Source organism: Pseudomonas sp. BC42 (assembly GCF_021560055.1).
Classification (GTDB): Bacteria; Pseudomonadota; Gammaproteobacteria; order Pseudomonadales; family Pseudomonadaceae; genus Aquipseudomonas.
Genome location: NZ_CP091067.1, coordinates 6,670,063 through 6,692,862 on the forward strand (window position 1 = coordinate 6,670,063; position 22,800 = coordinate 6,692,862).

General features: G+C 64.6%; 17 protein-coding genes. 3 read left to right on the top strand and 14 right to left on the bottom strand.

What is annotated here, in order from left to right:
• Positions 1-268 precede the first annotated feature (268 nt).
• The 3 genes from L1O02_RS30185 (at position 269) to L1O02_RS30195 (ending at position 4,156) form a co-directional block, all read left to right on the top strand.
• Entirely contained in the window at positions 269-2,467 is a 2,199-nt protein-coding gene (locus L1O02_RS30185) for an outer membrane assembly lipoprotein YfiO (protein WP_108545787.1), read from the top strand.
• Entirely contained in the window at positions 2,437-3,204 is a 768-nt protein-coding gene (locus L1O02_RS30190; RefSeq protein WP_108545786.1) for a DUF3142 domain-containing protein, read from the top strand. Before L1O02_RS30185 ends, L1O02_RS30190 begins: the two co-directional genes overlap by 31 nt.
• A gap of 262 nt (positions 3,205-3,466) precedes the next feature.
• Positions 3,467-4,156 (top strand): NYN domain-containing protein, encoded by a 690-nt coding sequence (locus L1O02_RS30195; RefSeq protein WP_060842105.1) that lies wholly within the window; start codon positions 3,467-3,469, stop codon positions 4,154-4,156.
• A gap of 18 nt (positions 4,157-4,174) precedes the next feature.
• On the opposite strand, the gene L1O02_RS30200 is transcribed toward L1O02_RS30195, so the two are convergent.
• From L1O02_RS30200 to L1O02_RS30265, 14 genes are all read right to left on the bottom strand, one after another.
• Positions 4,175-6,640: a TonB-dependent siderophore receptor gene (locus L1O02_RS30200; protein ID WP_108545785.1), complete on the bottom strand. Its 2,466-nt coding sequence runs from the start codon at positions 6,638-6,640 to the stop codon at positions 4,175-4,177.
• A 93-nt stretch (positions 6,641-6,733) separates the two neighbouring features.
• Positions 6,734-7,687 (bottom strand): FecR domain-containing protein, encoded by a 954-nt coding sequence (locus L1O02_RS30205; RefSeq protein WP_108545784.1) that lies wholly within the window; start codon positions 7,685-7,687, stop codon positions 6,734-6,736.
• Entirely contained in the window at positions 7,684-8,193 is a 510-nt protein-coding gene (locus L1O02_RS30210; RefSeq protein WP_060836927.1) for a sigma-70 family RNA polymerase sigma factor, read from the bottom strand. The genes L1O02_RS30205 and L1O02_RS30210 overlap by 4 nt, the downstream gene beginning before the upstream one ends.
• Positions 8,194-8,263: 70 nt before the next feature.
• Complete coding sequence (locus L1O02_RS30215; RefSeq protein ID WP_235759300.1) at positions 8,264-9,874, bottom strand: efflux transporter outer membrane subunit; 1,611 nt, start codon at positions 9,872-9,874, stop codon at positions 8,264-8,266.
• Positions 9,871-10,941 carry an HlyD family secretion protein gene (locus tag L1O02_RS30220; protein WP_060836925.1) on the bottom strand — a complete coding sequence of 357 codons (1,071 nt, stop codon included), beginning with the start codon at positions 10,939-10,941 and terminating at the stop codon, positions 9,871-9,873. The genes L1O02_RS30215 and L1O02_RS30220 overlap by 4 nt, the downstream gene beginning before the upstream one ends.
• 14 nt (positions 10,942-10,955) lie before the next feature.
• Positions 10,956-12,500: an MFS transporter gene (locus tag L1O02_RS30225; protein WP_235759302.1), complete on the bottom strand. Its 1,545-nt coding sequence runs from the start codon at positions 12,498-12,500 to the stop codon at positions 10,956-10,958.
• Positions 12,501-12,675: 175 nt separating this feature from the next.
• Positions 12,676-13,602, bottom strand: coding sequence for a LysR family transcriptional regulator (locus L1O02_RS30230; RefSeq protein ID WP_060836923.1), 927 nt, complete (start codon positions 13,600-13,602; stop codon positions 12,676-12,678).
• Positions 13,603-13,818: 216 nt separating this feature from the next.
• Positions 13,819-14,685, bottom strand: a complete 867-nt coding sequence (locus tag L1O02_RS30235; protein ID WP_060836922.1) for an ABC transporter permease — start codon at positions 14,683-14,685, stop codon at positions 13,819-13,821.
• A gap of 33 nt (positions 14,686-14,718) precedes the next feature.
• The gene (locus tag L1O02_RS30240) at positions 14,719-15,579 is read right to left on the bottom strand and encodes an ABC transporter ATP-binding protein (RefSeq protein ID WP_060836921.1); all 861 of its coding nucleotides are present in this window, start codon (positions 15,577-15,579) and stop codon (positions 14,719-14,721) included.
• Positions 15,580-15,584: 5 nt separating this feature from the next.
• Positions 15,585-16,610 (bottom strand): ABC transporter substrate-binding protein, encoded by a 1,026-nt coding sequence (locus L1O02_RS30245; RefSeq protein ID WP_235760275.1) that lies wholly within the window; start codon positions 16,608-16,610, stop codon positions 15,585-15,587.
• A gap of 38 nt (positions 16,611-16,648) precedes the next feature.
• On the bottom strand, positions 16,649-17,536 hold the full coding sequence (locus tag L1O02_RS30250; RefSeq protein WP_060836919.1) for a TauD/TfdA family dioxygenase: 888 nt from the start codon (positions 17,534-17,536) through the stop codon (positions 16,649-16,651).
• Positions 17,537-17,863: 327 nt separating this feature from the next.
• Positions 17,864-19,231, bottom strand: coding sequence for an HlyD family type I secretion periplasmic adaptor subunit (locus L1O02_RS30255; protein WP_060836918.1), 1,368 nt, complete (start codon positions 19,229-19,231; stop codon positions 17,864-17,866).
• Entirely contained in the window at positions 19,221-21,377 is a 2,157-nt protein-coding gene (locus L1O02_RS30260; RefSeq protein ID WP_060836917.1) for a type I secretion system permease/ATPase, read from the bottom strand. Before L1O02_RS30260 ends, L1O02_RS30255 begins: the two co-directional genes overlap by 11 nt.
• Positions 21,378-21,414: 37 nt before the next feature.
• Entirely contained in the window at positions 21,415-22,767 is a 1,353-nt protein-coding gene (locus L1O02_RS30265) for a TolC family outer membrane protein (protein ID WP_060836916.1), read from the bottom strand.
• Positions 22,768-22,800: the final 33 nt, after the last annotated feature.

Here is a 22,800-nt window from a genome sequence, read left to right on the forward strand (position 1 = left end):
TGGAAAACCGCAAAGCTCAGACACGCGGGCAAAAAGCCGCTCATCGAATGTCTTGTGCGACTCCTGACGATTGCCCTCGGGCACCGCGCTCCGGGGTCAGGCCCGGCCCTCCCCGGCAATGGATGAACATAGACCGGAGGACAGCAAAGTCGCGTCACAGAACGGCAGATTTTCTAACCAGCAACGTAGGTGCCAGCCGGCGCCTTCTGTATGATTTTCGCCACACTCGGAACCTGCCCTCCCGGCTTTTCTGAATTAAGGACAATTCATGCGCAAGCTTCTGCTCTCGTCATTGACCCTGGCCCTCGCGGCGCTCTGCGCCGGCCAGGCCCAGGCCAGTTCGGATGACACCTGCTCACCGACCTGGAAGCTGTACGCCAACCAACTGGACGGTTGCAGCAATCTGCCCTTTCTCAGCCCGGGCAACGACAGCCGGGTCAACCTGCGGCTGCTGCTGGCCGACCAGGGCAGTCTGCCTCTGACTCCCAGGGCCTTGGCCCAGGATGAACTGGGCATGGGCTACGGTCCCGTACCCTTCATGCACTATCGCCTGTACCCGGCGGCCCCTGAACTCGACCCCGACACGGGCAACCCACCCAAGCCCGGCCCCTCGCCCGCCACCGAGCAGCTCGACAGCCTGCTGGAGGCCGTGGGCCTGCGTCGCGACAGCAAGGAAACCGCCGGGGACGGCTTTCTCTCCGGAGAAGGCAGCCGCTGCCGCAGCAACTCGGACGCCAGCGCCCTGGCCTTTGTCGAGCAGCTCAACCAGGCGCCACTGAGCCCGGAAGAACGCCAGGCCCTGGCCGAAGCCCGGGTGCAACTGCTGGCCAGCTGCAGCTGGAACGCCAGCGAAATGAGCAAGCTGCTGCCAGGCAACCTGAACTCGGCGGCGGCCAAGGCGTTCGCCAGCTACCTGCAGGCCGCCGCCGACTTCTACAGCGGCCGCTTCAGCGAAGCCGGCAACGGTTTTGCCGCGCTCAAGGACAATCCCCAGCCCTGGCTGGCCGAAACCGCGGCCTACATGAGCCCGCGCACCACCCTCAACCTGGCCCAGCAGAACGCCTTCGATGAATGGAGCATGGTCAATCTGGAGCATGTGGACAAAGCCGTCCTGCAACAGGCCGGCGCCGGTTTCGAGGCCTACCTGAAGGCTTATCCACAGGGCCGTTACGCCGTGTCCGCCAAAGGCCTGATCCGGCGTGTGCACTGGCTGACGGGCGACACCCCGGCCCTGGCCGACGACTACGCCTGGCAACTGACCCAGGCGCCGGGCACCCCGCGCAACATGCGTCTGGACGACCTGGTGGAAGAAGTCGACTACAAACTGCTGAGCCTGCCCGAAGACAACTTCAAGGCCCCGCTGCTGCTGGCGGTCAAGGACCTGATGCACATGCGCGGCGCCACGCCGGCGGCATTGACCCGCGACACCCTGCAACAGCAAAAAGCCCTGTTCGAAGGGCAACCGGCACTGTTCGATTATCTGCAGGCCGCCTTCAGCCTGTATGTCGAGCAGCAACCGGCCACGGCGCTCAAGCAACTGCCCAGCCAGTTGCCAGCGCACCTGGACTACCTGAGCTTCAGCCAGCAGACCCTGCGTGGCCTGGCAATGCAGGCCCAACAGGACTGGAAAGGCGCCGAGGCGCTGTGGCTGCAATTGCTGCCCCTGGCCCAGCAACCGCTGCAACGCGAACAGCTGGAACTGGCCCTGGCCTACACCTACGAGCGCAGCGGCCAACTGGACAAGGTGTTCGCCGCCGACTCGCCGATCAAGACCGCCCAGGTGCGCGCCATTCTCCTGCGCCAGGTGGCCTCGCCCAAACTGCTGCGCCAACAGGCGCAGAAGGCCGACTCGGCAGAAGAGCGCAACGCCGCGCGCTTTATCCTGCTGTACAAGGACCTGACCCGCGGCCAGTACGCGGCCTTCGGCCAGGACTACGAGCAACTGCCGCCCACCCTGCCCGACGCCAGTCTTCCCGCCAGCCTGGGCTACATCTACCTCAGTACCACGCCATTGCAGGATTTCCACTGGAATGGCGCACAGCCCGAAGCGCAAACCCCCGACTACCGGTGCCCGAGCCTGGTGGAGACGGCCGCCCTCCTGCAGCGTGATCCCAAGGCTCCGGCCGGGCTGATCTGCCTCGGCGAGTTCATGCGCTTCAGCGGCTTCGACCGCATGCCCCTGGACACCCCGCCACCGGCCCAGAACCTGGGCGGCACCCCGGATGCGTTCCCGGGCAAGCCGTTCTCGCGGCTCGACGGCTATCAGGTGGTGATCAACAACCCCAAGGCCAGCCGTGACGACCGGGCCTACGCCTTGTACCGGGCCATCAACTGCTACGCCTCCTCGGGCCACAACAACTGTGGCGGCGCCGGCGTCGAACCGGCCGTGCGCAAGGCCTGGTTCCGTCAGTTGAAGACCAAGCTGGGGGATACCCAATGGAGCCAGTCATTGCGCTACTACTGGTGAGAATGAAGTCCCTGGGTTACGGCCTGCTGCCGCTCTGGCTGTGGTGGGCCACCCCGGCGGCCGGCGCGGCGCCAGTGCAGGCCGCCGACCACGACGCCTTCTGGCTGTGGAGCGGGGTCAAGACCCAGCCAGTGCTGGCCCGGGCCAAGACCCTGTACATCCTCCAGGGCCAGATCAGCCGCTCGCGGCGCCATCCGGCCAGCGGCGTCCAGCTCATCGCCCAAGGCCTGCCGGTGTCGCGCCTGCCCCAGGAACAGGTGTGGGTGGTATACCGCGCCCACACCCTGGCCTGGAGCGAACCGGTGTATCGCCAGCTGTTCGGCCAGTTGCAGCGCTGGCAGGCCACGGGCAGCCCGGTGGTGGGCATCCAGATCGACTTTGACAGCAGCACCCGCGACCTCGAACGCTACGGTAATTTCCTCCGTGACCTGCGCCAGCGCCTGCCCGCGCACTACCGCCTGAGCATCACCGGCCTGATGGACTGGGGCAGCAACGCCGACCCGCAAGCCATCGGCCAGCTCAAGGGCGTGGTGGACGAAGTGGTGGTGCAGACCTACCAGGGCCGCCGCAGCATCCCCAACTACGCCAGCTACCTGCCGCGCCTGGACCGCATGGGCCTACCCTACAAGGTCGGCCTGATCCAGGGCGGCGACTGGCAGGAACCCCAGGCCCTGCGCGACAGCCCCTGGTTCAGGGGCTATGTGGTGTTCTTGCAGAATCCTCAGCCTGAGCCCTGAGTCCGGCGCAATAAGTGCTCACAGTAATACCCGTCGATACCCTTGATCCTCGGAGCCTGCTGGGGCAAAACGGTCCCTGCGGAGTTGATGCACCAGGCAGCCATTTGCCATTCCTCGCTCGTCGGACAAGGATTGACCCCCACGAGTACAGGCACTAGGCTCGACCTCACAACTCAACCCCGTACGCAGAGATTAAGTTCGCTGGCCGTTGGGGTGAAAAAACCGGCCCAGGCCGGTTTTTTCGTTTCCAGGGAATGGAATAGTGCGCACGGCTTTCTTTGTCGACGGCTACAACCTGTTCTACGGGTTGCTGGCTGACACCCCATTCAAGTGGCTCGACCTGCCCGGGTTGCTGACCCATATCGTGCAGATCGAGAACCCCGCCAGCCGACTGGTCTCGGTGGACTACTTCACCTCTTCGGTCAAACCCCGGCTGGCCACCCGCGGCCGAGCCTCCAAGGAAGCACAAGACACCTACTTGCGGGCCTTGAAAGCGCGTCAGGTCAATGTGCACCTGGGTCGCCACCAGCTTGAACCGGCCAAAGCCCCGCGCTTCATCGATAAAGCCGTGGGAGCTTCGCGCCAAGACACGGTGGACATCTGGAAACTCGAGGAAAAGGAAACCGATGTCCACCTGGCAATCAGCATGTATCGCCTCGCGGCCCGACAGCTTCTGCATCCTCCAGGCGAGCGCATCGAGCAACTGGTACTGGTCTCGGGGGATACCGACATGACACCGGCGCTGCGGGCCATTCGCGAAGACTTTCCGGACGTGACCCTTGGCGTGATCCTGCCTCACCGGCCACAGTACCCGCGTCCGCAACCCGGCTCCCTGAAAGCGCAGGCCCACTGGATGCGCCGGGTCGTCACCGCCGAGGAACTGCAAAAACACCAGTTCCCCGAACGAGTCGCGACCCGCAAGGCGCCCGCAATCAAACCGGACTATTGGTGAGCCCCGACGACAACGGGCTTACCAGTCATAGGTCAAGCTCGACACCAGGGTCCGCCCCTCACCGTAGTAGCAGTCCCAGATGCTGGTGCAGTTGGCGACGTAGGTCTTGTCGGTGAGGTTCTTCACGTTCAGCGCCAGCTTCACGCCCTTCCATTGCAGCGGTGATTTTTCCAGGTCGTAGCTCAGGCTGGCGTCGTACACGGTGTAGGACGGGATCTGGAAGGCGCCGTCGTAATCGGTGCCATAACTGCCCTTGACGTAGCGGGTGCCGACGCCTGCGCCCAGGCCCGCCAGCGGCGTGTCGCCAAGGATCGTGTAGTTGAGCCACAGCGAGGCGGTCAGCGGCGGCATGCCGGCAGGGTGACGCCCTTCGCGCCCGTCGTTGTCCTTGGTGTACTTGATGTCGTTGCGCGACGCCGAGGCAATCACGTCCAGCGATTCACCCAGGCTGGCCTTGGCTTCCAGCTCAATCCCCCGGGAGCGCACCGCGCCGCTCTGGACGCTGTGCGCGGGACTGGTCAGGTCGGGGGTCAGGATATTCTCCTGGTCCAGCTGGTAGGCCGACACCTGGACGAAACTCTCCTGGCCCGGTGGCTGGAACTTCACCCCGACTTCGTACTGCTTGCCCGTGGATGGCTTGAAAGCGCTGCCGCCGAGACTGGTGCCACTCAAGGGCAGGAAGGATTCCGAATAGCTGACAAAGGGCGCCAGCCCGTTGTCGAACAGGTACACCAGCCCGCCGCGCCCAGTGAAGGACTGGCTCTTGGCGTTGGTATGCCCCCCATTGAGCGGCGTCTTGTTATCGGTTTCCGCCCAGTCGTTGCGACCGCCGAGCACCAGTACCCACTGCTCGTACTTGATCTGGTCCTGCACGTACAGGCCGGTCTGGATGACGGTGTTGTCCCACTGGTAGGGGTTGCCGAAATTCAGCGACTGACCGTAAGTCGGGGTGAACATGTCGAGGATCGGCGGGTTGAAGTCGTACTTGCCGTCGAATTTTGAATTGAAGTGGTAGTAGTCCAGCCCCACCAGCAGGGTATGGCTGAACGGCCCGGTGTCGAATTCGGCCTGGGCGATGCTGTCCACGCCGTAGACCTTGTTGTGCTGCTTCCAGTCGACCCCGTAGCGGCTCATGTAGCGCTGGTCGTCGAGCCCGGTCTTGGGATTGCTGACGAACTTGTAGCCGTGCAGCGGCGCGCGGTAGCGGTCATCGACATCGGCGTAGCGGGCGTTCTGCTTCAGGGTCCAGACATCGTTCAAGCGATGGGACAACTCGTAGCCGAGGACGAACTGGTCGCGGTCGTAGGCATTGACCCCGGGCTCGCCGAGGAACAGGTCGCGGTCGATCTTGCCATTAGGGTTGGCGAACACCGTGCCCACGCTGGGCAGGCCCTGGGCCTCGGGTACGTCGTTGTCTTTCTGGAACTGGGCGAACAGTGTCAGTTGGGTGTCGTCATCGGGCCGCCAGGTCAGGCTCGGGGCGATGAACTGGCGCTGACGCTGGACGTAGTCGATGGCGTCCTGGCTGTCGCTGGCCAGCCCGGTCAGGCGATAGAGGAACTGCCCCTGCTCATCCAGCGGCCCGCCCAGGTCCAGGGCGATGCTCTTGTGGTCATAGCTGCCGGCTTCCAGCACCAGCTGATGCAAAGGGGTTTCGGTGGGCCGCTTGCTGACCATGTTGACGATCCCGCCCGGCTGGTTCTGCCCATAGAGCACCGAGGCCGGGCCCTTGAGCACTTCGATGCGCTCCAGGGCATAGGGCTCGATCTGCAGGGCACCGCCAGTGCTGCCGCCGCCGTAGGGCAGATGCAGGCCATCGAGGTACATCGGCGTCGGGGAAAACCCCCGGGAGGTGGGCTCGTCGAAAATCTTCACCCGATCGGAAAAACCGCCGCCTGTCATGCCCGGGGTATAGAGCAGCGCCTCGGTCACGCTCTGGGCGCCACGGGCCTTGATTTCCTTGGCGCCGATCACGTTGATGGTCTGCGGAATCTCCACCAGCGCCGAGTCGGTCTTGCTCCCGGTGGCGCTGCGCTTGGCGACGATTCCCGGCACCGCGCCCCAGGCATGCTCATCAACTTGGGTGACGCCGATCCGGGTCGGTGCCAGTTGCAGGGCGCCGTCCTGGGGCAGAGGTTGCAGGCCCCAGCTGCCCCCCCTTTGCACCGCCTGCAGGCCACTGCCGGCGAGCAGGGTCTGCAGGCCCTGCGCCACTTCGTAGCGTCCCTGCAGGCCGGCGCTGTGCTTGCCGGCGGTCAGGCTCGCATCCACCGACAGGAGAATCCCCGCGGCACCGGCAAAACGGTTCAGGACCTGGTCCAGACTGCCGGCGGCAATCTGGTAGTCCCGTGCCTGGTGGTGGCTGTCGCCGGCGGCCTGGGCAATGCCCGGGCACACCGGAGCCATGGCCAGCAGCGCGACAAGGGCGTGGCGGCGGGCGGAGGTGCCCAGGGTCAAAATGGATGCTGTGGTCGGGTAAGGCATTCCTGAACTCCCCATGAGAATGCGTCTTGATCGGCTTTCATGGAGTATCCCGAACAGCTCGGCAGAACCGACAACGGCCCGGCAGATTTTTATTTACTCGCGTGGCTTGAGGGTCACCCAGTAGCGCGTCACCGCGTGCGCCCGCACCGGCAACGCATGCTCCAGGGCCGCGAGCACCGCGTCGCTGTCCGCCAGGGGAAAGACGCCGGTGAGCAACAGGCACGCCACCTGCTCGTCGCAGCGCAGCACCCCTGGTCGATAGCGCGCCAGCTCGGAGATGAACTGCCCCAGGGGCTGGCGCTCGGCAATCAGCCGGCCCTCGCTCCAGCTGCTGGCATTGACCTCGGCCACTTGCCGGGGGGCAACCCGATCAGCGCTGAACCACAGGCGCTCGCCGGCATTGAGGTGCAGGGCCTGGGCCTGCCGCGGGCTGACGCGCAACGCGCCCTGGTAAAGATCGACCCGGGTGCCACCCTCCAGCTCGCGCACGGCAAAGCGCGTACCCAGGGCCTGGATGTCGCCGGCAGCGGTTTCAACGATCAGCGGCCGCGACGAGTCATGCCCGCTGGTCAGCAGGATCTCGCCCTGGATCAGGCGAATCCGCCGTTCGCTGGCGGTGAACAGCACATCGACGGCGCTGGCACTGTTGAGGTCCAGGCGACTGCCGTCGCTCAGGGTCAGATGACGTACCTGCCCGGTGGCGCTGCGCTCCCCGGCAAAAGTCGCGCGCCAGGGCTGGCTGCCTTGCAGCAGATAGCCACTGCCACCGGCCACCAGCAACAAGCCGAGCAGCTTCAACGCCGCCCGGCGCTGCAGGTCCGGGGCCTTGGCCAGCAGCACATGGGCGCCCTGCTCCGGTACGCCTTGCAAGGTCTGTTGCAGGTGCTGCAAGCGTTGCCAGGCCCGCAGGTGCTCGGGATCGGCCTGTTGCCAGGCCTCGAAGGCCGCGCGCTGCTGCGGGCTCAGTTCGCCGCCCCAATGCAACATCAGCCACTCGCTGGCCTGCTCGACGACGCTGGGGGCAATGGGGGCCTGATGGGGTTTCATTCTGCGTAAAGCACCTGATAGCAGGCCTGGATCGCGCGGGTCATGTACTTCTGCACCGAACTGACGGACACCTCCAGGCGCTCGGCGATCTGCGCATAACCCAAGCCTTCGAACTGCGACATGACAAAGGCCTGGCGCACCTTGTCCGGCATGCGATCGAGCATGGTGTCGATCTGCATCAGGGTTTCCAGGATCAGCGCGCGGCTTTCCAGGGAAGGGGTCTGCGGCTCCGGCAGGTGGGCGATGCTGTCCAGGTAGGCGCGCTCGATGCGTGCCCGGCGCCACTGGTCGATCACCAGATTGCGCGCGATCTGCGCCAGGTAACTGCGGCTTTCCTGCTGCCCGGGAAAGCGCCCCGACAGCAACAGGCGCAGAAAGGTGTCCTGCGCCACATCCGCCGCATGCTCGCGATCGCCCAGGCGCTTGCGCAGCCAGCCCTGCAACCAGCCGTGGTGATCCTGATACAGACGATGGAGCTGGGTGTTGCCGTCAGTGGTGGCTGGCATGAATCAAACTGCACACATGATTGAGAGCAATTATCATTACACTTTTTTCTCAATCCAGGCAAAACGCCTTTCAATGCCGCTGGCTGGCGACCTGCAACGGGTACACCGACTCCCAGCCACCGCCCAGCGCCTTGTACAGCCCGACCATGGCCAGGGACACCGCGGCGGAGCTTTCCACCCACTGCTCCTGGGTGGCCAGCAAGGCGCCCTGCACGGTCAGAACGTTGACGAAATCCACTACACCCTCGACGTACTGCTGCTGCGCGGTACGCAAAGCGATCTGGTTCTGCCGCACCGCCTCGGCCAGGCTGTCGCGCCGCAACTGACTGGCGTTGTAACGGGTCAGCTGATCGTCGATTTCATGCCAGGCCCGCAGCACGGTCTGCTGGTAAGCCAGGGCCGCTTCCTGCTGCTGGGCCTCGCGCAGCTGGAGCATGCCCCGCAGGCGACCACCGTCGAACAGCGGCAGGCTGAACTGCGGGCCGATGCCGAACTGGCGCGAGCCCCAGGTGCCGAAATCCGCCAATTGCAGGGCCTGGGAGCCGACGTTGCCGGACAGGGTAATGCGCGGATAGAAGTCGCCCTTGGCCACGCCGATGCTGGCCGTGGCCGCGTGCAGCCGGGCCTCGGCCTGACGGATATCCGGGCGCCGCTCGGCCAGTTGCGAAGGCAGGCCGATCGCCACACGAGACGGCGGTTGCGGCACGGGAGCGGCACTGGCCAGCTGCTGATGCAGGGCCTGGGGCGGCTCCCCCAGCAGGAGGCTCAGGGCATTGATCAACTGCGCCTGGCGCTGTTGCAGCGAAGGCCGTTGCGCCTCGATGGTGGCCACCTGGGCGGCGGCCTCGGCGACGTCGAGGTCGGTGGCCACGCCGTCGGCCAGACGCAATTGCGAGAGCTTCAGGCTGTGTCGGGCGACCTCCAGGTTCTGCTCGGTGACTGCCAGGATGTTCTGTACGCCCCGCAATTGGATGTAGTCCTGGGCGGTTTCCGCCAGCACCGACAGCAGCACCCCACGGCGATCGTTTTCCGCCACCTCCAGGGTCGCGTCGGCAGCCTCGGTTTCACGCCGTACCCGGCCCCACACATCCAGCTCCCAGGCCGCGGAGAAACCCGCTTCCCAGAGATTGAACGCCGACTTGCCGTTGTTCCCCGACGGGTCGTTCAGGCCTTCGGCGCTGTTGCGTTTGCGTGCGTAGCCGCCATTGGCCGAGGTGCTCGGGTAGCGCTCGGCGCTGATCACCTGACGCGCCGCCCGGCTCTGCTGCAAACGGCTGCTGGCCAGTTGCAGGTCGAGGTTGTCGCTCAGGGCCCGACGACTCAGGGCCGAGAGTTGCGGGTCGTTGAACACTTCCCACCAGCGCTCCTGCATGGGGCTGTCCACCGCCCGGCTGGCGGCGCCTGGCGCAGGCACCGACCAGGCCTGGACCTGGGTCGCCTGGGGCCGCTGGAAATCCGGGCCGACGTTGCAGGCGGCCAGTGCCAGCGCACTGAATGTCAGCAATGCACGGCCCCCGTGGCGAGAGAGATTGCTCCCGCTCGAGTGCGCAGCACTCGCAAAACCGCCTTCGCCAGTGGCGGGGACAAGGGTGTCGGAGGGTTCCGGGGTTGCTGCGCACCTCAGCGGGAGCAAGCTCCCTCGCCACGCAGAGCGTCTGTGCTTGCGGCGTAGGCTACTCATCGCTGAGTCACCTCGCGGGCGCTGGTGGCCGAGCTGCGGGTGTCCACGCTGGCCTCCACCGACATGCCGACCCGCAGGCGCTCGGCCATGGGCTGGTTAGGCTCCAGGACAATCTTCACCGGAATGCGCTGCACCACCTTGGTGAAGTTGCCGGTGGCGTTGTCCGGTTTCACCGCGGCGAAGGTCACACCGGTGGCCGGTGCCAGGCTCTCGATCCGGCCGCGCAGGGTCTCGTCACCCAGGCTGTCGACCCGCACCTCCACCGTTTGCCCGGGATGCATGGCGGTGAGCTGGGTTTCCTGGAAGTTGGCCAGCACATAGGCCTGCTGCAAGGGCACCACGGCGAGGATCTTGCTGCCCGGAGTGACATAGGCGCCGACCCGTACCGCGCGCTCGCCGACCATGCCGTCCACCGGTGCCACGATACGTGTGTAGGACAGCTCGTAGCTGGCCATTTCCAGGGCCGCCTGGGCCCGTTTCAGGCCACCTTCGGCGGCGTCGCGCTGGGCGGTGAGGATCTCCACCTGCTTGCGCTCGGCCGCCAGTGCCGCGGTGGCGGTGGCCAAGCGGGCACTGGCCTGGTCGATGCGGGTCTTGGCTTGCTGGGCGTTCTGCACCGTGCCGGCGCCGACCCCGGCCAGGTGGTTGTAGCGGTTCAGCTCATGCTCGGCAAAGGCGCGCTCGGCCTGGGCCGCGCTCAAGGCCGCCTGGGCCTGGGCAATCACCGAGCTCTGCCGATCCAGGGTCGCTCGGGCGTTCTGCAACTGGGCCTTGGCCACCAGGGTTTCGGCATCCGCTGCCTGGGCCGCGGCCCGCAGGTCGCGGTCATCGATCAGCGCCAGCAGTTGCCCGGCCTTGACCTGCTGGTTGTCCTCCACCAGCACCTCCTTGATGAACCCGGCCACCCGTGGTGCCACCAGGGTGTAGTCGGCGGCGATGAAGGCATCGTTGGTGCTCTGCGCGCTGGAGCGGCCAAACAGGCCCGGCGCGGCCACATAGGCCAGCGCGCCGAGGGCGGCCACCGTCACCACGGCGATGGCGATTTTGTCTTTGCTCTGGAGTGTCATAAAAACCTTCTCGTTCAAGTGGCTGCCCGCGGTGGATAGATCCGCGTCGGCATCCAGAAAATCAGCAGGATCAGCGCAGCGGCTACTCCCGCCATGCAGAAATAGAGATCGGCGGACGTCAGCACCACGGCTTGCTGGTGCAGGCGCTGGGCCAGCCCGGCCAGCCGGTCGTCCACCAGGGGCGAGTTGCCCAGGCTGTCCACCAGCATCGTCGAGTGAAAATGCAGGCGGTGGGTGGTCAGCACATCCAGCACCCCGGTAGCGATCACCGCCGCCAGGCCTTTCACGGTGTTGAACCAGGCCGAGGCAAAGGGACCTTCCAGCGGGGTGATGCTGCCGGTGGAAAGCATCAGCAACGGCAGCACCGCCATGGGCTGGCCGAAGATCTGCAGCAGTTGCAGCACATAGAAGTCGTCACGAATCCAGGCCGCGGTCAGGTGCGTGCCGCCCAGGCAGGACAGCACCAGCATGCCCAGGCCGATCCCCAGCACCCAGCGGCAATCCACCCAGCGCAAGTTGCACAGGGCCGCCACCAGGGGCAGGGCCAGCAGTTGCGGCAGGGCCATCACCAGCATCACCGGCGCCGTCTGCAACGGGCGATAGCCCTGGACCTGGGTCAGGTAGGCCGAGGGGATGATGATCACCGCGGTCAGCACCACCAGCACCCCGGCCAGGGTCAGCAAGGCGAAGGACAGGTTGCGGATGCCGAGCATCTGCAGCTTGAAGAACGGGATCGGCTGCGACCATTCGTTGATCATGAACAGCACCAGCAACACCAACCCACCGACCAGCAGCACACTGATCAGCGGCGAGTGGAACCAGTCCAGGCGATTGCCCTGAAGAATGCCGATCACCAGCATGCAGATCGCCGGGAAGCCCAGCAGCAGGCCCCGCCAGTTGAACTGTTTGAAACGCTCCAGGCGAAGCGGATCCTGAGGCAGGCCGTAGGCCACCGCCGCCATGGCCAGCAGGCAGGGCGCCACCACCTGCCAGAAGGCCCACTGCCACCCCACGTACTCGGTCCAGAGTGCCGCCAGGGGCGTGCCCAGGCTGGGGCCGAAGGTGGCGGTCAGGGCGTAGCCGGCCAGGCCGTAGAGCTTGACGTTGGCCGGCAGGAAGCGCAGGGCCACGGTCATCAGCATCGGCGGCAGCGCGCCCCCGGCCAGGCCTTGCAGGGTGCGCAACAGCAACAGGCTCTGGTAGTTGGGGGCGACGGGGCACAGCACCCCCAGCAGGGTGAACAGCGCAATGGCACACAGGGTGAAACGGCGCAGGGAAAAGGTCACCGAACACCAGGGCGCGAAGGCCATGGCCGCCACCGAAGTGGCGGTGTAACAGGCCACCAGCCAAGTGCCTTCGTCGAAGCCGATGAACAGTGCACCGCGAATATCCGCCAGGGCGATCTTGGTCACCATCTCGTTGAGACCGCTGACCAGCACCGCCAGTAGCACACCTACCAGGCCGATGATGATCCGCGGCCCGAACACCGGCGGCGCAATGGCTGCCGGCTTACTGGCGGCTTCAACCGAAGCAGGCGCAGCGACAGCGAGGGAACTCATGGAAATACTGCTCCAGACAAGAAAACCAGAGCAGTTTATGAACAGCCAATGCTGACGAAAACTGACTTATCGACAGTTTATAAGTGCGTCAAACGCAACAATTAACCCTATTGACCGTAGGAGCTGGCTTGCCAGCGAAGGGGCCCTCAAGATCGCTTCGCCGGCAAGCCGGCGCCTACAAGGTGGCAGGCTGGGCTTCCTGCCAGGTGGCCTGGCAGGAACTGCGCAGGGTTTCACGGAACCATTTGTGCGCCGGGTCCTTGTCGTAGCGCGGGTGCCAGGCCTGGGTCAGGACCAGGGTCGGCAGAGAAATCGGCAGCACGAACGAGCGCAGGCGCAAGCCCAGGCGCGAGACACTGAGCAGGGTTTCCTGGGGCACCGGCAGGATCAGGTCCGAATCCGGCAGCATGAACATGGCCGCATGAAAGCTCGGGGCAATCAGCGACACCCGGCGCTCAAGACCCTGCTCCGCCAGGGCCGCGTCGATCGGTCCGCGGGCAATGCCGCGGCGCGACATGCTGATATGGGGGAACGCGGCAAAGCGCTCGGCGGTGATCTCTTCGTCGAGCAACGGATGATCTTCCCGCACCAGGCCGACAAAGGCGGTGGTGAACAGGTTCTGCACCTTCACTTCCGGGGTCAGCGGCCGGGTGTTGCTGATTCGCAGATCGATCCGCCCTTCCCGCAGGGCCTCATCGTCGCCGTCGCCTTCGGGCACGAAGCGCAGCTCGCACAACGGTGCCTGACGCTCCAGCGTGTCGATCAGGCGCCCGCCGTAGACGCCGATGAAAAAGTCGTTGGCGCGCACGTTGAAGCGCCGGCGCAACGTCAACAGGTCGACCTGATCCGCCGAGCGAAACAGCAGCGCCGCCTGCTCCACCAGATCACGCACCTGGCTGCGCAGCTCCAGCGCCTTGGGGGTGGGCACCAGGCCACGCCCGGCGCGCACCAGCACCGGATCGCCGAGGGCGTCGCGGATTCGTGTCAGGGTCCGGCTCATGGCCGCCGGGCTGAGGTTCATGCGCCGCGCGGCGCCGACCACGCTGCCCTCGTCGAGCAGGGCATCGAGGGCCACCAGAAGGTTCATGTCCGGAAGTTGCATGCTGAGCACTCATGGCCGATCAAGATTGATCTGCACGCAATGCTAGCAGGCTCGCCGTCCAGAAAAATGCGGGAGATCAATCCTGCCCCGTAAACCCACTACCCGCGTAGGAGCCGGCTTGCCGGCGAATGGGCCTTCAAACCTTGCATCGCCCTTGAGGACGCCTTCGCTGGCAAGCCCGCTCCTACAGTCGAGGGGGCTGGCGCACGAGGCCGCTCAGCGTTGCATGCCCCAGCGTTTCACCGTGATCCGCTCCAGGGTGTCGAAGATCAGGTTTTCCACCAGCAGGCCGATGAGGATCACCACCGCCAGCCCGGCAAAGACCTTGTCGGTGTACAGCTCGTTGCGGTTCTGGAAGATGTACCAGCCCAGGCCGCCCTTGCCGCTGGTGGCGCCGAACACCAGTTCGGCGGCGATCAGGGTGCGCCAGGCGAAGGCCCAGCCGATCTTCAGCCCGGCCAGGATCGACGGCAGCGCCGCCGGGATCAGGATGAACAGCACCAGGCGCAGGCCCTTGAGGCCGTAGTTGCGCCCGGCCATGCGCAGGGTTTCCGAGACGCCGAGAAACCCGGCGTAGGTGTTCAAGGCCAGGGCCCAGAGCACCGAATGCACCAGCACGAAGATCAGGCTGTTCTGCCCCAGGCCGAACCACAGCAGCGCCAGGGGCAGCAGGGCAATGGCCGGCAACGGGTTGAACATCGAGGTCAGGGTGCTCAGCAGGTCGCGGCCGAACTGGGTCGACACCGCCAGGGTGGTCAGGGCAAAGGCCAGGACAATGCCGATCAGGTAGCCCTTGAGCAGCACCACCAGGGAAATGCCCACCTTGCCCAGCAATTCGCCGCTGAGCAGGCCCTGGTATAGGGCGCTGGCGGTTTGCACAAAGCTGGGCAGCAGCAGGTCGTTGTTCTGGTAGCGGGCCACGGCCTCCCACAGCAGCGCCAAAAGGATCAGGATCAGGCCCTTGCGCAGCCAGCCCTGTTGCCAGAGACGCTGGCCCAGGGGCAGCTCTCGCTCCAGCGGGACTTGCAGCAAGGGTTGCAGGACAACTTCGTATTCTTCGCGCACGGGGGATGACTGGCTCATCGGGCGTTCCTCGTTGAACGGTGGCCTGACGGCTCAATAGGCGATACGGATATCGGCGAAATCCAGTTCGGTTTCGGTGTCAGGCCCCTGGCCTTCATCGAACAGCAAGCGATGAATACGCTGTGCCGTCTGCTGGAAAGCCACGCCGCCAAGGCTTTGCAGGTCGTACTGGTGGCTGTGGACCTCCGCCCTCACCCGCCCCGGATGGGGCGACAGCAAAAGAATGCGATTGCCCACCACCAGCGCCTCCTCGATGGAGTGGGTGACGAACAGCAAGGTGAAGCGCACCTCCTCCCAGAGCAGCAGCAACTCCTCCTGCATCTTGCGCCGGGTCAGGGCGTCGAGGGCAGCGAAGGGCTCGTCCATCAGCAAGATCTTCGGTTGCATGGCCAGGGCCCGGGCGATTGCCACGCGGGCCTTCATGCCACCGGACAGCGTGTGCGGGTAGGCATCGGCAAAAGCTGCCAGCCCGACTTTTTCCAGGTAATGCAGAGCGCGCTCCTCGGCTTCGCGACGACCGAGGGTGTTGGACGCCAGCAGGGGAAACATCACGTTCTGCTTCACGGTTTTCCAGGGTGGCAGTTGATCGAACTCCTGAAACACCACGATGCGGTCCGGCCCGGGCTGGCTAACGCGCTGGCCTTGCAGGCGAATCTCCCCCTCGCAGGGCTGGATGAATCCGGCCACCGCCTTGAGCAGGGTCGACTTGCCGCAGCCCGAAGGCCCCAGCAGGACAAAACGATCAGCCGGATCAATTTCGAAACTCACCTGGTGGGTGGCCCGCACCACGCGCTGCGGGGTGCGGTATTCCAGGCTGACTTGATCCACCGCCAACAGCGCTTCGGCGATGGCCGTGGGATTGCTGGCCGTGTGGCCTGGCAAGGGGGCGTTCATGGCTGTCAGCTCCCTTGCAGCGGTTTGGCGTCCTGGAAGAAGTAGTCCTTCCACGATTCCGGCTTGTTCTTGATGGCGCCCACCCGGTACAGGAACTCCGCCAGCGGGTAGGTGTTTTTCGGCGTCACGCTGAATTCAAACTGCGGGTTGTCGATGATCTTCAGCAGCGCGGCGCGATCGATCTTGGCCTTGGTCACTCGGATGTAAGTGTCGGCGGCCGCGCCCTTGTCGTTCTGGGCGAACTCGGCCGCCTCGGCCAGGGCCTCGACGAAGGTCTTGTAGGTTTTCGGGTTGTCGTTGCGGAATTTCTCGGTGGCGAACAGCACCGTCGGCGAGTTCGGGCCCAGCAGGTCGTAGGTGTTGAGCACCACATGCACGTTGGGGTTCTCCAGGGCCTGATCCTGGAACGGCGGGTTGGAGAAGTGCCCGGTCAGCTCGGTACCGCCGGCAATCAGCGCGGCAGTGGCATCCGGGTGAGGCACGGCGATGGTGTACTTATCCAGGCGATTGAATTCCTGGTCGCCCCATTGCTTGGCGGCGGCGTACTGCAGGAAGCGCGACTGCACCGAGACACCCACCGCCGGCACCGCGATGCGGTCCTTCTCGGTGAAGTCGGCGATGGTCTTGACCTTGGGGTTGTTGCTCACCAGGTAGTAGGGAAAGTTACCGAGGGAGGCCACGGCCTTGACGTTCTGCCGACCGTGGGTGCGATCCCAGATGGTCAACAGCGGGCCGACGCCGGCTCCGGCAATGTCGATGGAGCCCGACAGCAAGGCGTCGTTGACCGCTGCACCGCCGGACAGCTGGGTCCAGTCGACCTTGATGTCGATGCCCTCTTGCTTGCCGTGCTTTTCAATCAGGTGCTGATCGCGCACTACGTTGAGCAGCAAATAGACGATGCCGAACTGTTCGGCGATGCGGATCTCGCCCTCGGCATGGGCCGCCGTAGGGGCGACCAGGCTGCCGGCCAGCAGGCTGAAACCCAGGCCGATGGCCGTGGCCAGTTGACCGAGGCGGGGAATGAAGGGAATGGATAAGGACATGGTGTTTCTCCTGCCGAGCCGGCCGATCAGTAAGGGGCGTCGCCCTGGATGGTGGTGCGATACAGCTTGCGGCGCAGGTGACTCGGGCAGCCGGCGGCCAGGTGGATCAGCGAGCGGTTGTCCCAGAACACCAGGTCATGGGGCTGCCATTGGTGGCGGTAGACGTTGTCCGGCAGCACGCTATGGGCGTACAGCTCGGCCAGCACCTGGGCGCTTTCGTCCTCCGGCAGGCCGATGATGCGGGTGGTGAAGCCTTCGCTGACGAACAGTGCCTTGCGGCCGTTTTCCGGGTGGGTGCGGACAATCGGGTGCACCACTTCGGCGACCTGGGCCAGTTGCTCCGGGGTCAGGGTCGGGCGCCAGTTGCCCTCGAACTTGGTTTCGCTGTAGCGCGCCGTGTAGGAATGCGCGGCACTGCGACCCTCCACTGCCTTGCGCAGTGCCTCGGGCAGCTTGTCCCAGGCCTGGTGCATGTCGGCGAACAGGGTGTCGCCGCCTTCGGCCGGCAGTTCCTGGGCGTGCAGCATCGAGCCCAGGCTCGGCAGTTCCTTGTAGGACAGGTCCGAGTGCCAGAACTTGCCGGCATCCCCCAGGCCGATGGACTGGCCGTTCTCGATGATGTTGGAAACGATGAGGATTTCCGGGTGCCCGGCCAGCAGGAACTGCTTGAGCACATGGATCTGCAGCTCGCCGAAACGGCGGCTGAAGGCGATCTGTTGTTCGGGGCTGATGCGCTGGTCGCGGAACACCACCACGTGATGATCCAGGTGGGCGCGGTGGATGCGGGCGAAGTCCTGGTCGTTGAGCGGCCGGGACAGGTCCAGGCCGATGATCTCGGCGCCGACGGCGCCGTTGAAAGGACGGATTTCGAAGGCTTGTGCGGCAACGGCGGCGGCACTGGCTGATGCAGACATGACTTAAAACTCCCGCGCAGGCGCGCCCAAGGCGCGCGCGTCGATCAGAAACTCACGGAGATCCCGTGTGGGTTCATTTCGTGCGGCGCGCCGATTGGTCGGCAGGTACGCAGGGAGTTGACTTTATAGATATAAGAAAACGAATTTAAATACCGTTAGTGAATAACGATATGTTGATTCGACTGGCGCGATGCCTGGGGACGCGGCGCTGTCGACGGCTCGATGAGACGAACTGCAGGAGCCGGTTTGCTGGCGAAGGCGCTCTCACGGGCCCCTTCGCTGGCAAGCCAGCTTCTACAAGGCTGGCAAGGTCGCCTTTTACGCGGATCAGCGCTCGTGCAGGGCTTCGGCGCGGGCGCGGATGATCGGCTTGAGCAGGTAGCTGAGGATGCTTTTCTTGCCGGTGATGATGTCCACCGAGGCCACCATCCCGGGGATGATCAGCAGCGGTTTCTCGTCGGTGCCCAGATGGCTGCGGTCGGTGCGCAGCTTGATCATGTAGTAGGTGGTCTTCTTGTCTTCGTCGGTGATGGTGTCGGCGCCGATCTGCTCCAGACGGGCCTTGAGGCCGCCATAGATGGTGTAGTCATAGGCGCTGAACTTGACGATCGCTTCCTGCCCCGGGTGCAGGAACGCGATGTCCTGGGGACGGATCTTGGCTTCCACCAGCAGGGTGTCGTTCAGCGGCACGATTTCCACCATGTCGCTGCCCGGCTGGATCACCCCGCCAATGGTGTTGACCATCAGCTGCTTGACGATACCGCGCACCGGCGAGGTCACCAGGGTCCGGCTGACCCGGTCTTCCAGGGCCTTGCCGGTGGCGCTGGCCTTGTTCAGTTCGGTGCGCGCCTCGTTGAGCTGGGTCAGGGCCTCGCTGCGGAACTTGCCGCGGGTTTCATCGATCTTGCGCTGCACTTCCTTGATCGCCGACTCGGCGCGGGGAATGGCCAGGGTGGTGGCGTCCAGCTGGCCACGGGTTTCCACTTCAGCGCGCTTGAGCCGCAGCACTTCCACCGGCGACACCGCGCCCTGGGCCACCAGGGGCTCGGACATGGCGATTTCCTGGCGCTGCAGGCCCAGTTGCTGGCGGTATTGGGCCTGCTTGGAGGTGAACTCACGCAATTCCTGCTGCTTCTGGATCAATTGCTCCTGAAGGCCGCCAATCTCGTCGTGCAATTGCTGGCGACGGCTCTGGTACAGGGACTTTTCGCTGGCCGCCTGGCCGGGCGCGTCCTTGACCGCGTCCGCGGGGAAGTTCAGTTCGCGCTCATCCACCTCGGCGCTCAGGCGCTCGACCCGCAGCAGCATGGACAGGCGCACGGTCTCGGTTTCACCGACGTTGGACTGGAAGCGCGTGTCGTCCAGGCGAATCAGCGGCGCACCGGCCTCCACCACCTGACCTTCCTTGACGTACAGCTCGGAGACGATCCCGCCCTCCAGGTTCTGGATCTTCTGCACCTTGGACGACGGAATGGCCTTGCCCTCGCCCTTGGTCACTTCGTCGATCACCGCGAAGTTGGCCCACAGCACCAGGAACAGGAAGAAGGCGATGATGCCCCAGATGGTCAGGCGAATGACCCGAGGCGCGTCCTCGATCAGGGCCTTGTTGACTTCGGGCAGCGGCTGCCCCTTGAGGGAATCGCCGCCTTTGAAATAGCGGCGGATCGCGTCCTTGAATCCCGACTTAAGCAACACTGATCTGCCCCTTCTTCAACGCTTCCATCACCACCGCTTTCGGGCCATCGGCCAGGATCTGTCCACGGTCCACCACCAACAGCCGGTCCACCAGCGACAGCAGCGACGCCCGGTGAGTGACCAGGACCACGGTCTTGTTCTGCACCACCGATTCCAGGCGCTGCTTCAGGCGCTCTTCACCGGTGTTGTCCATGGCGCTGGTGGGCTCGTCGAGCAGCAGGATCTGTGGATTGAGCAACAGGGCACGGGCCAGGGCGACGTTCTGGCGCTGGCCGCCGGAGAGGTTCTGCCCGCGCTCGCCGACCTGCAGTTCATAGCCTTGCGGATGCAGCCGGGCGAATTCATGCACCCCTGCCAGTTCGGAGGCTTGCAGCACCAGTTCGTCTTCGACGTAACGGGCACCGGAGGTCAGGTTGTCACGCAAGGTGCCGGCCAGCAGTTGGATGTCCTGGGGCACGTAGCCAATGTTGTGGCGCAGTTCGCTGACGTCGATCTGGCGGATGTCCACACCATCGACCAGCAAGGCCCCGGAGTCCGGCTGGTAGAGCCCCACCAGCAGCTTGGCCAGGGAACTCTTGCCTGAGCCGCTGCGGCCGATGATGCCGACCTTCTCGCCCGGCTTGATCACCAGGTTGATGTTCTTCAGCGCCGGGTTCTGCTGCCCCGGGTAGGTGAAATTCAGCAGCCGGCATTCGATGGCGCCCTGCAGCACGCTGCGGCTCAGGGGGCGCTCGTCGAAATTGCGCTCCTGGGGCAGTTCCATCATCTGGTCCACCGAGGTCATGGTGACGCGCGCCTGCTGGTAACGGGTCAGCAAGCCGGACAGCGAGGCCAGCGGGCTCAGGGCCCGGCCGCTGAGCATGTAGCAGGCGATCAGGCCGCCCATGCTGAGGTTGCCGTCGATGATCTGGTACACACCGAAGATGATCATGGTCACCCCGGCCAGTTGCTGGATCAGCAGGGTGATGTTCATCGCCAGGCTGGAGAGCATCTTCACCCGCAGCTCCAGGCGGCTGAGGGTGCCGATGGTCTGCTCCCACTGGTACTGACGCTCGCTTTCGGCGTTGTTGACCTTCACCGCGTCCAGCCCGGCGAGGGTTTCGATCAGGCTCGACTGGCGCTCGGCGCCCAGGGCCATGGTTTTTTCCATGGTCGCCACCAGGGGCTTCTGCAAGGCGTAGCCGATGCCCAGGGCGATCGGGAAGGCCAGCACCGGGATCCACACCAGGTGGCCGCCGAGGATGGCGATCACCAGGAAGATCAGCAGGGTGAAGGGCAGGTCGATGAGGCTGGTGAGGGTCAGGGACGCGAGGAAGTCCCGCAGGCTCTGAAACTCATGGATGTTCTGGGCGAAGCTGCCGACCCGGGCCGGGCGGTACTTCATGGCCATGCCGACGATGCGCTCGAACAAGGTGGCGGAAATGATCAGGTCGGTCTTCTTCCCCGCCAGATCCAGGCACAGGCTGCGCAGGCTCTTGAGGATCAGGTCGAAGATATAGGCACCCATGATGCCGATGGACAGCACCCACAGGGTCGACGTGGCCTGGTTGGGCACCACCCGGTCATAGACGTTCATCACGAACAGCGGCGCGGCCATGGCGATGATGTTGATCAACAGGCTGGCGGCGATGGCGTCGGCATACAGCCAGCGCGAGCGCTTGAGGGTGTCGCGGAACCAGGAGCGGGCCCGGGGAATCAGCGAACCGTGATTGACGTCGAACTTGTGCTGGGGCTGGGCGAAGAACACCTGCCCGCTGTAGTCGTCGGCCACCAGCTGGCGATCGACGCAGACTTCGCCGCCATCGCTTTCGCTGAGCAGCAGGCGCGCCTGGTCTTCACCTTGCCAGCCCAGGAGCACGGCGCTGCGACCGTTCTTGAGCAACAACAGGGCGGGCATGGCGATGGTCGGAATCTGCTCGAGCTTGCGGCGCAGCACGCGCCCCTGCAACCCGGCCCGAGCTGCCGCGCGGGGCAGCAACTCGGCGCTCAGGCGCTGTGACGGCAATGGCAGACCGGTGGTCAGCATGGCCGCACTGGCGGGCTTCTGATGCAGGAAGCAGAGGGTCAGCAATCCATCCAGCAAGGGGTCGTCATGCATACCGCGTGGATCATGACTAAATTGCGCTCGACTGGCTTCTGATTCCACGCTGGACACTCTTGGCTGGCTGTTGGATGAAAATAGCTCAATTCATCCCAGGCAGCTGGACCTTGGGCTTCGCATCGTTCTGCACGACGGAAGCCATAGGTGCGACCACTCCCTGGCTCTTGAGCAACTCGCCCATGGTCGCCTTGATTCGATACTGAGTAAATAACTGAATGTTCTTGATCTCGGCCAAACGCCGGGACGCGGTGAACAGTTCGTTTTCACTGTCGAGCAAGTCCAGCAGGGTACGTTCGCCCAGGCTGAACTGCTTCTGGTAGGCGGTGCGCACTGCCGTGCTGCGATCAACGTATTGCTGGGCAATCGGCACCTGGGCGTTGGCGTTGTTCAAGGCGTTCCAGGCCAGGCCCAGTTCCTCGTTCAAGACCCGCAAGGCGTTGTTGCGGATATCCAGGGCCTGATTCGACTGGTAGGCCTTGGACTCAAGGTCGGCCTTGTTGCTGCCACCGGCGAACAGGTTGAAGCGCATGCGCAACATGGCCTGCCATTCATTGTTGTGGCCGTTCTGACCGTCCAGATCGTTGTCGGCTGTGCGTCCCAGCTCGGCATCGAAACGTGGGTAGAACGCCGACTTGGCGGCGTCGTACTGCTTCTCGGCAGCCACGATGTCGGATTCCGCGGAGCGCAGGATCGGGCTGTTTTCCAGCATCTGGCGCCGGGCTTCATCAAGGTTGGCCGGCATCATTGCCATGAAGCTGGCAGGACGCTCCAGCTGATCCGGCATCTGCCCTACCGCACTCAGGTAGTTGGTCTGGGCGTCGGCCAGGTTGGTCTGCTCGGTGATCAGGTTGTTGCGGGCCTGGGCCATACGCGCTTCGGCCTGATCGAGGTCGGCGCCGCTGCCCACGCCACGCTGGGTGCGCAGCTTGATCTGGTCGTAGATGCGTTCGTGGTTGCGCAGGTTGTCTTCCGCCAACTGCACGAATTGACGGCGGGTCAGCACGTCCAGGTACACCTGGGCCACAGTCAGCGCGGTGCGCTCGGAGGTGCCGAGCAGGGAATAGGCCCGGGAATTGACGGTGGCTTGTTGACGCCCGACTTCGCTGGACGTGGCAAAACCGTCAAAAACCATCTGTTGGAGACGTAAACTTGACTCTCCGCGATTCAAGGTTTCCCAGTGATTGCTGCCAGTACCCGCGCGAGTACTGGGGTTATCGGTGCCCTCGCGACCGTAGCCGGCGAGCATGTCGACCCGTGGCAGATAGCCACCTTTGGCGGCTTTGAGCTGATAGTCAGCGGCTAGACGGCTGTTGACCCCGGCTTGAATTTCCGGGTGCACATCCAGTGCTTTCTGCATGGCTTCGGGGAGTGTTTGTGCCTGCACGAAACTCGCGGCTAAGGCGAACGGCAGGGCCTTTAACAGGTGAAAACGCATGATAGAAATTTCCCTCGGACAGCTTGTCCAGAA

Bases quoted from the DNA above. Each gene is read 5' to 3' on its own strand.
- L1O02_RS30230 (WP_060836923.1), bottom strand. From the start codon at position 13,602: ATGCAACTTCCGGACATGAACCTTCTGGTGGCCCTCGATGCCCTGCTC.
- L1O02_RS30235 (WP_060836922.1), bottom strand. From the start codon at position 14,685: ATGAGCCAGTCATCCCCCGTGCGCGAAGAATACGAAGTTGTCCTGCAA.
- L1O02_RS30220 (WP_060836925.1), bottom strand. From the start codon at position 10,941: ATGACACTCCAGAGCAAAGACAAAATCGCCATCGCCGTGGTGACGGTG.
- L1O02_RS30210 (WP_060836927.1), bottom strand. From the start codon at position 8,193: ATGCCAGCCACCACTGACGGCAACACCCAGCTCCATCGTCTGTATCAG.
- L1O02_RS30215 (WP_235759300.1), bottom strand. From the start codon at position 9,874: ATGAGTAGCCTACGCCGCAAGCACAGACGCTCTGCGTGGCGAGGGAGC.
- L1O02_RS30190 (WP_108545786.1), top strand. From the start codon at position 2,437: ATGGAGCCAGTCATTGCGCTACTACTGGTGAGAATGAAGTCCCTGGGT.
- L1O02_RS30225 (WP_235759302.1), bottom strand. From the start codon at position 12,500: ATGAGTTCCCTCGCTGTCGCTGCGCCTGCTTCGGTTGAAGCCGCCAGT.
- L1O02_RS30240 (WP_060836921.1), bottom strand. From the start codon at position 15,579: ATGAACGCCCCCTTGCCAGGCCACACGGCCAGCAATCCCACGGCCATC.
- L1O02_RS30200 (WP_108545785.1), bottom strand. From the start codon at position 6,640: ATGCCTTACCCGACCACAGCATCCATTTTGACCCTGGGCACCTCCGCC.
- L1O02_RS30265 (WP_060836916.1), bottom strand. From the start codon at position 22,767: ATGCGTTTTCACCTGTTAAAGGCCCTGCCGTTCGCCTTAGCCGCGAGT.
- L1O02_RS30250 (WP_060836919.1), bottom strand. From the start codon at position 17,536: ATGTCTGCATCAGCCAGTGCCGCCGCCGTTGCCGCACAAGCCTTCGAA.
- L1O02_RS30185 (WP_108545787.1), top strand. From the start codon at position 269: ATGCGCAAGCTTCTGCTCTCGTCATTGACCCTGGCCCTCGCGGCGCTC.
- L1O02_RS30205 (WP_108545784.1), bottom strand. From the start codon at position 7,687: ATGAAACCCCATCAGGCCCCCATTGCCCCCAGCGTCGTCGAGCAGGCC.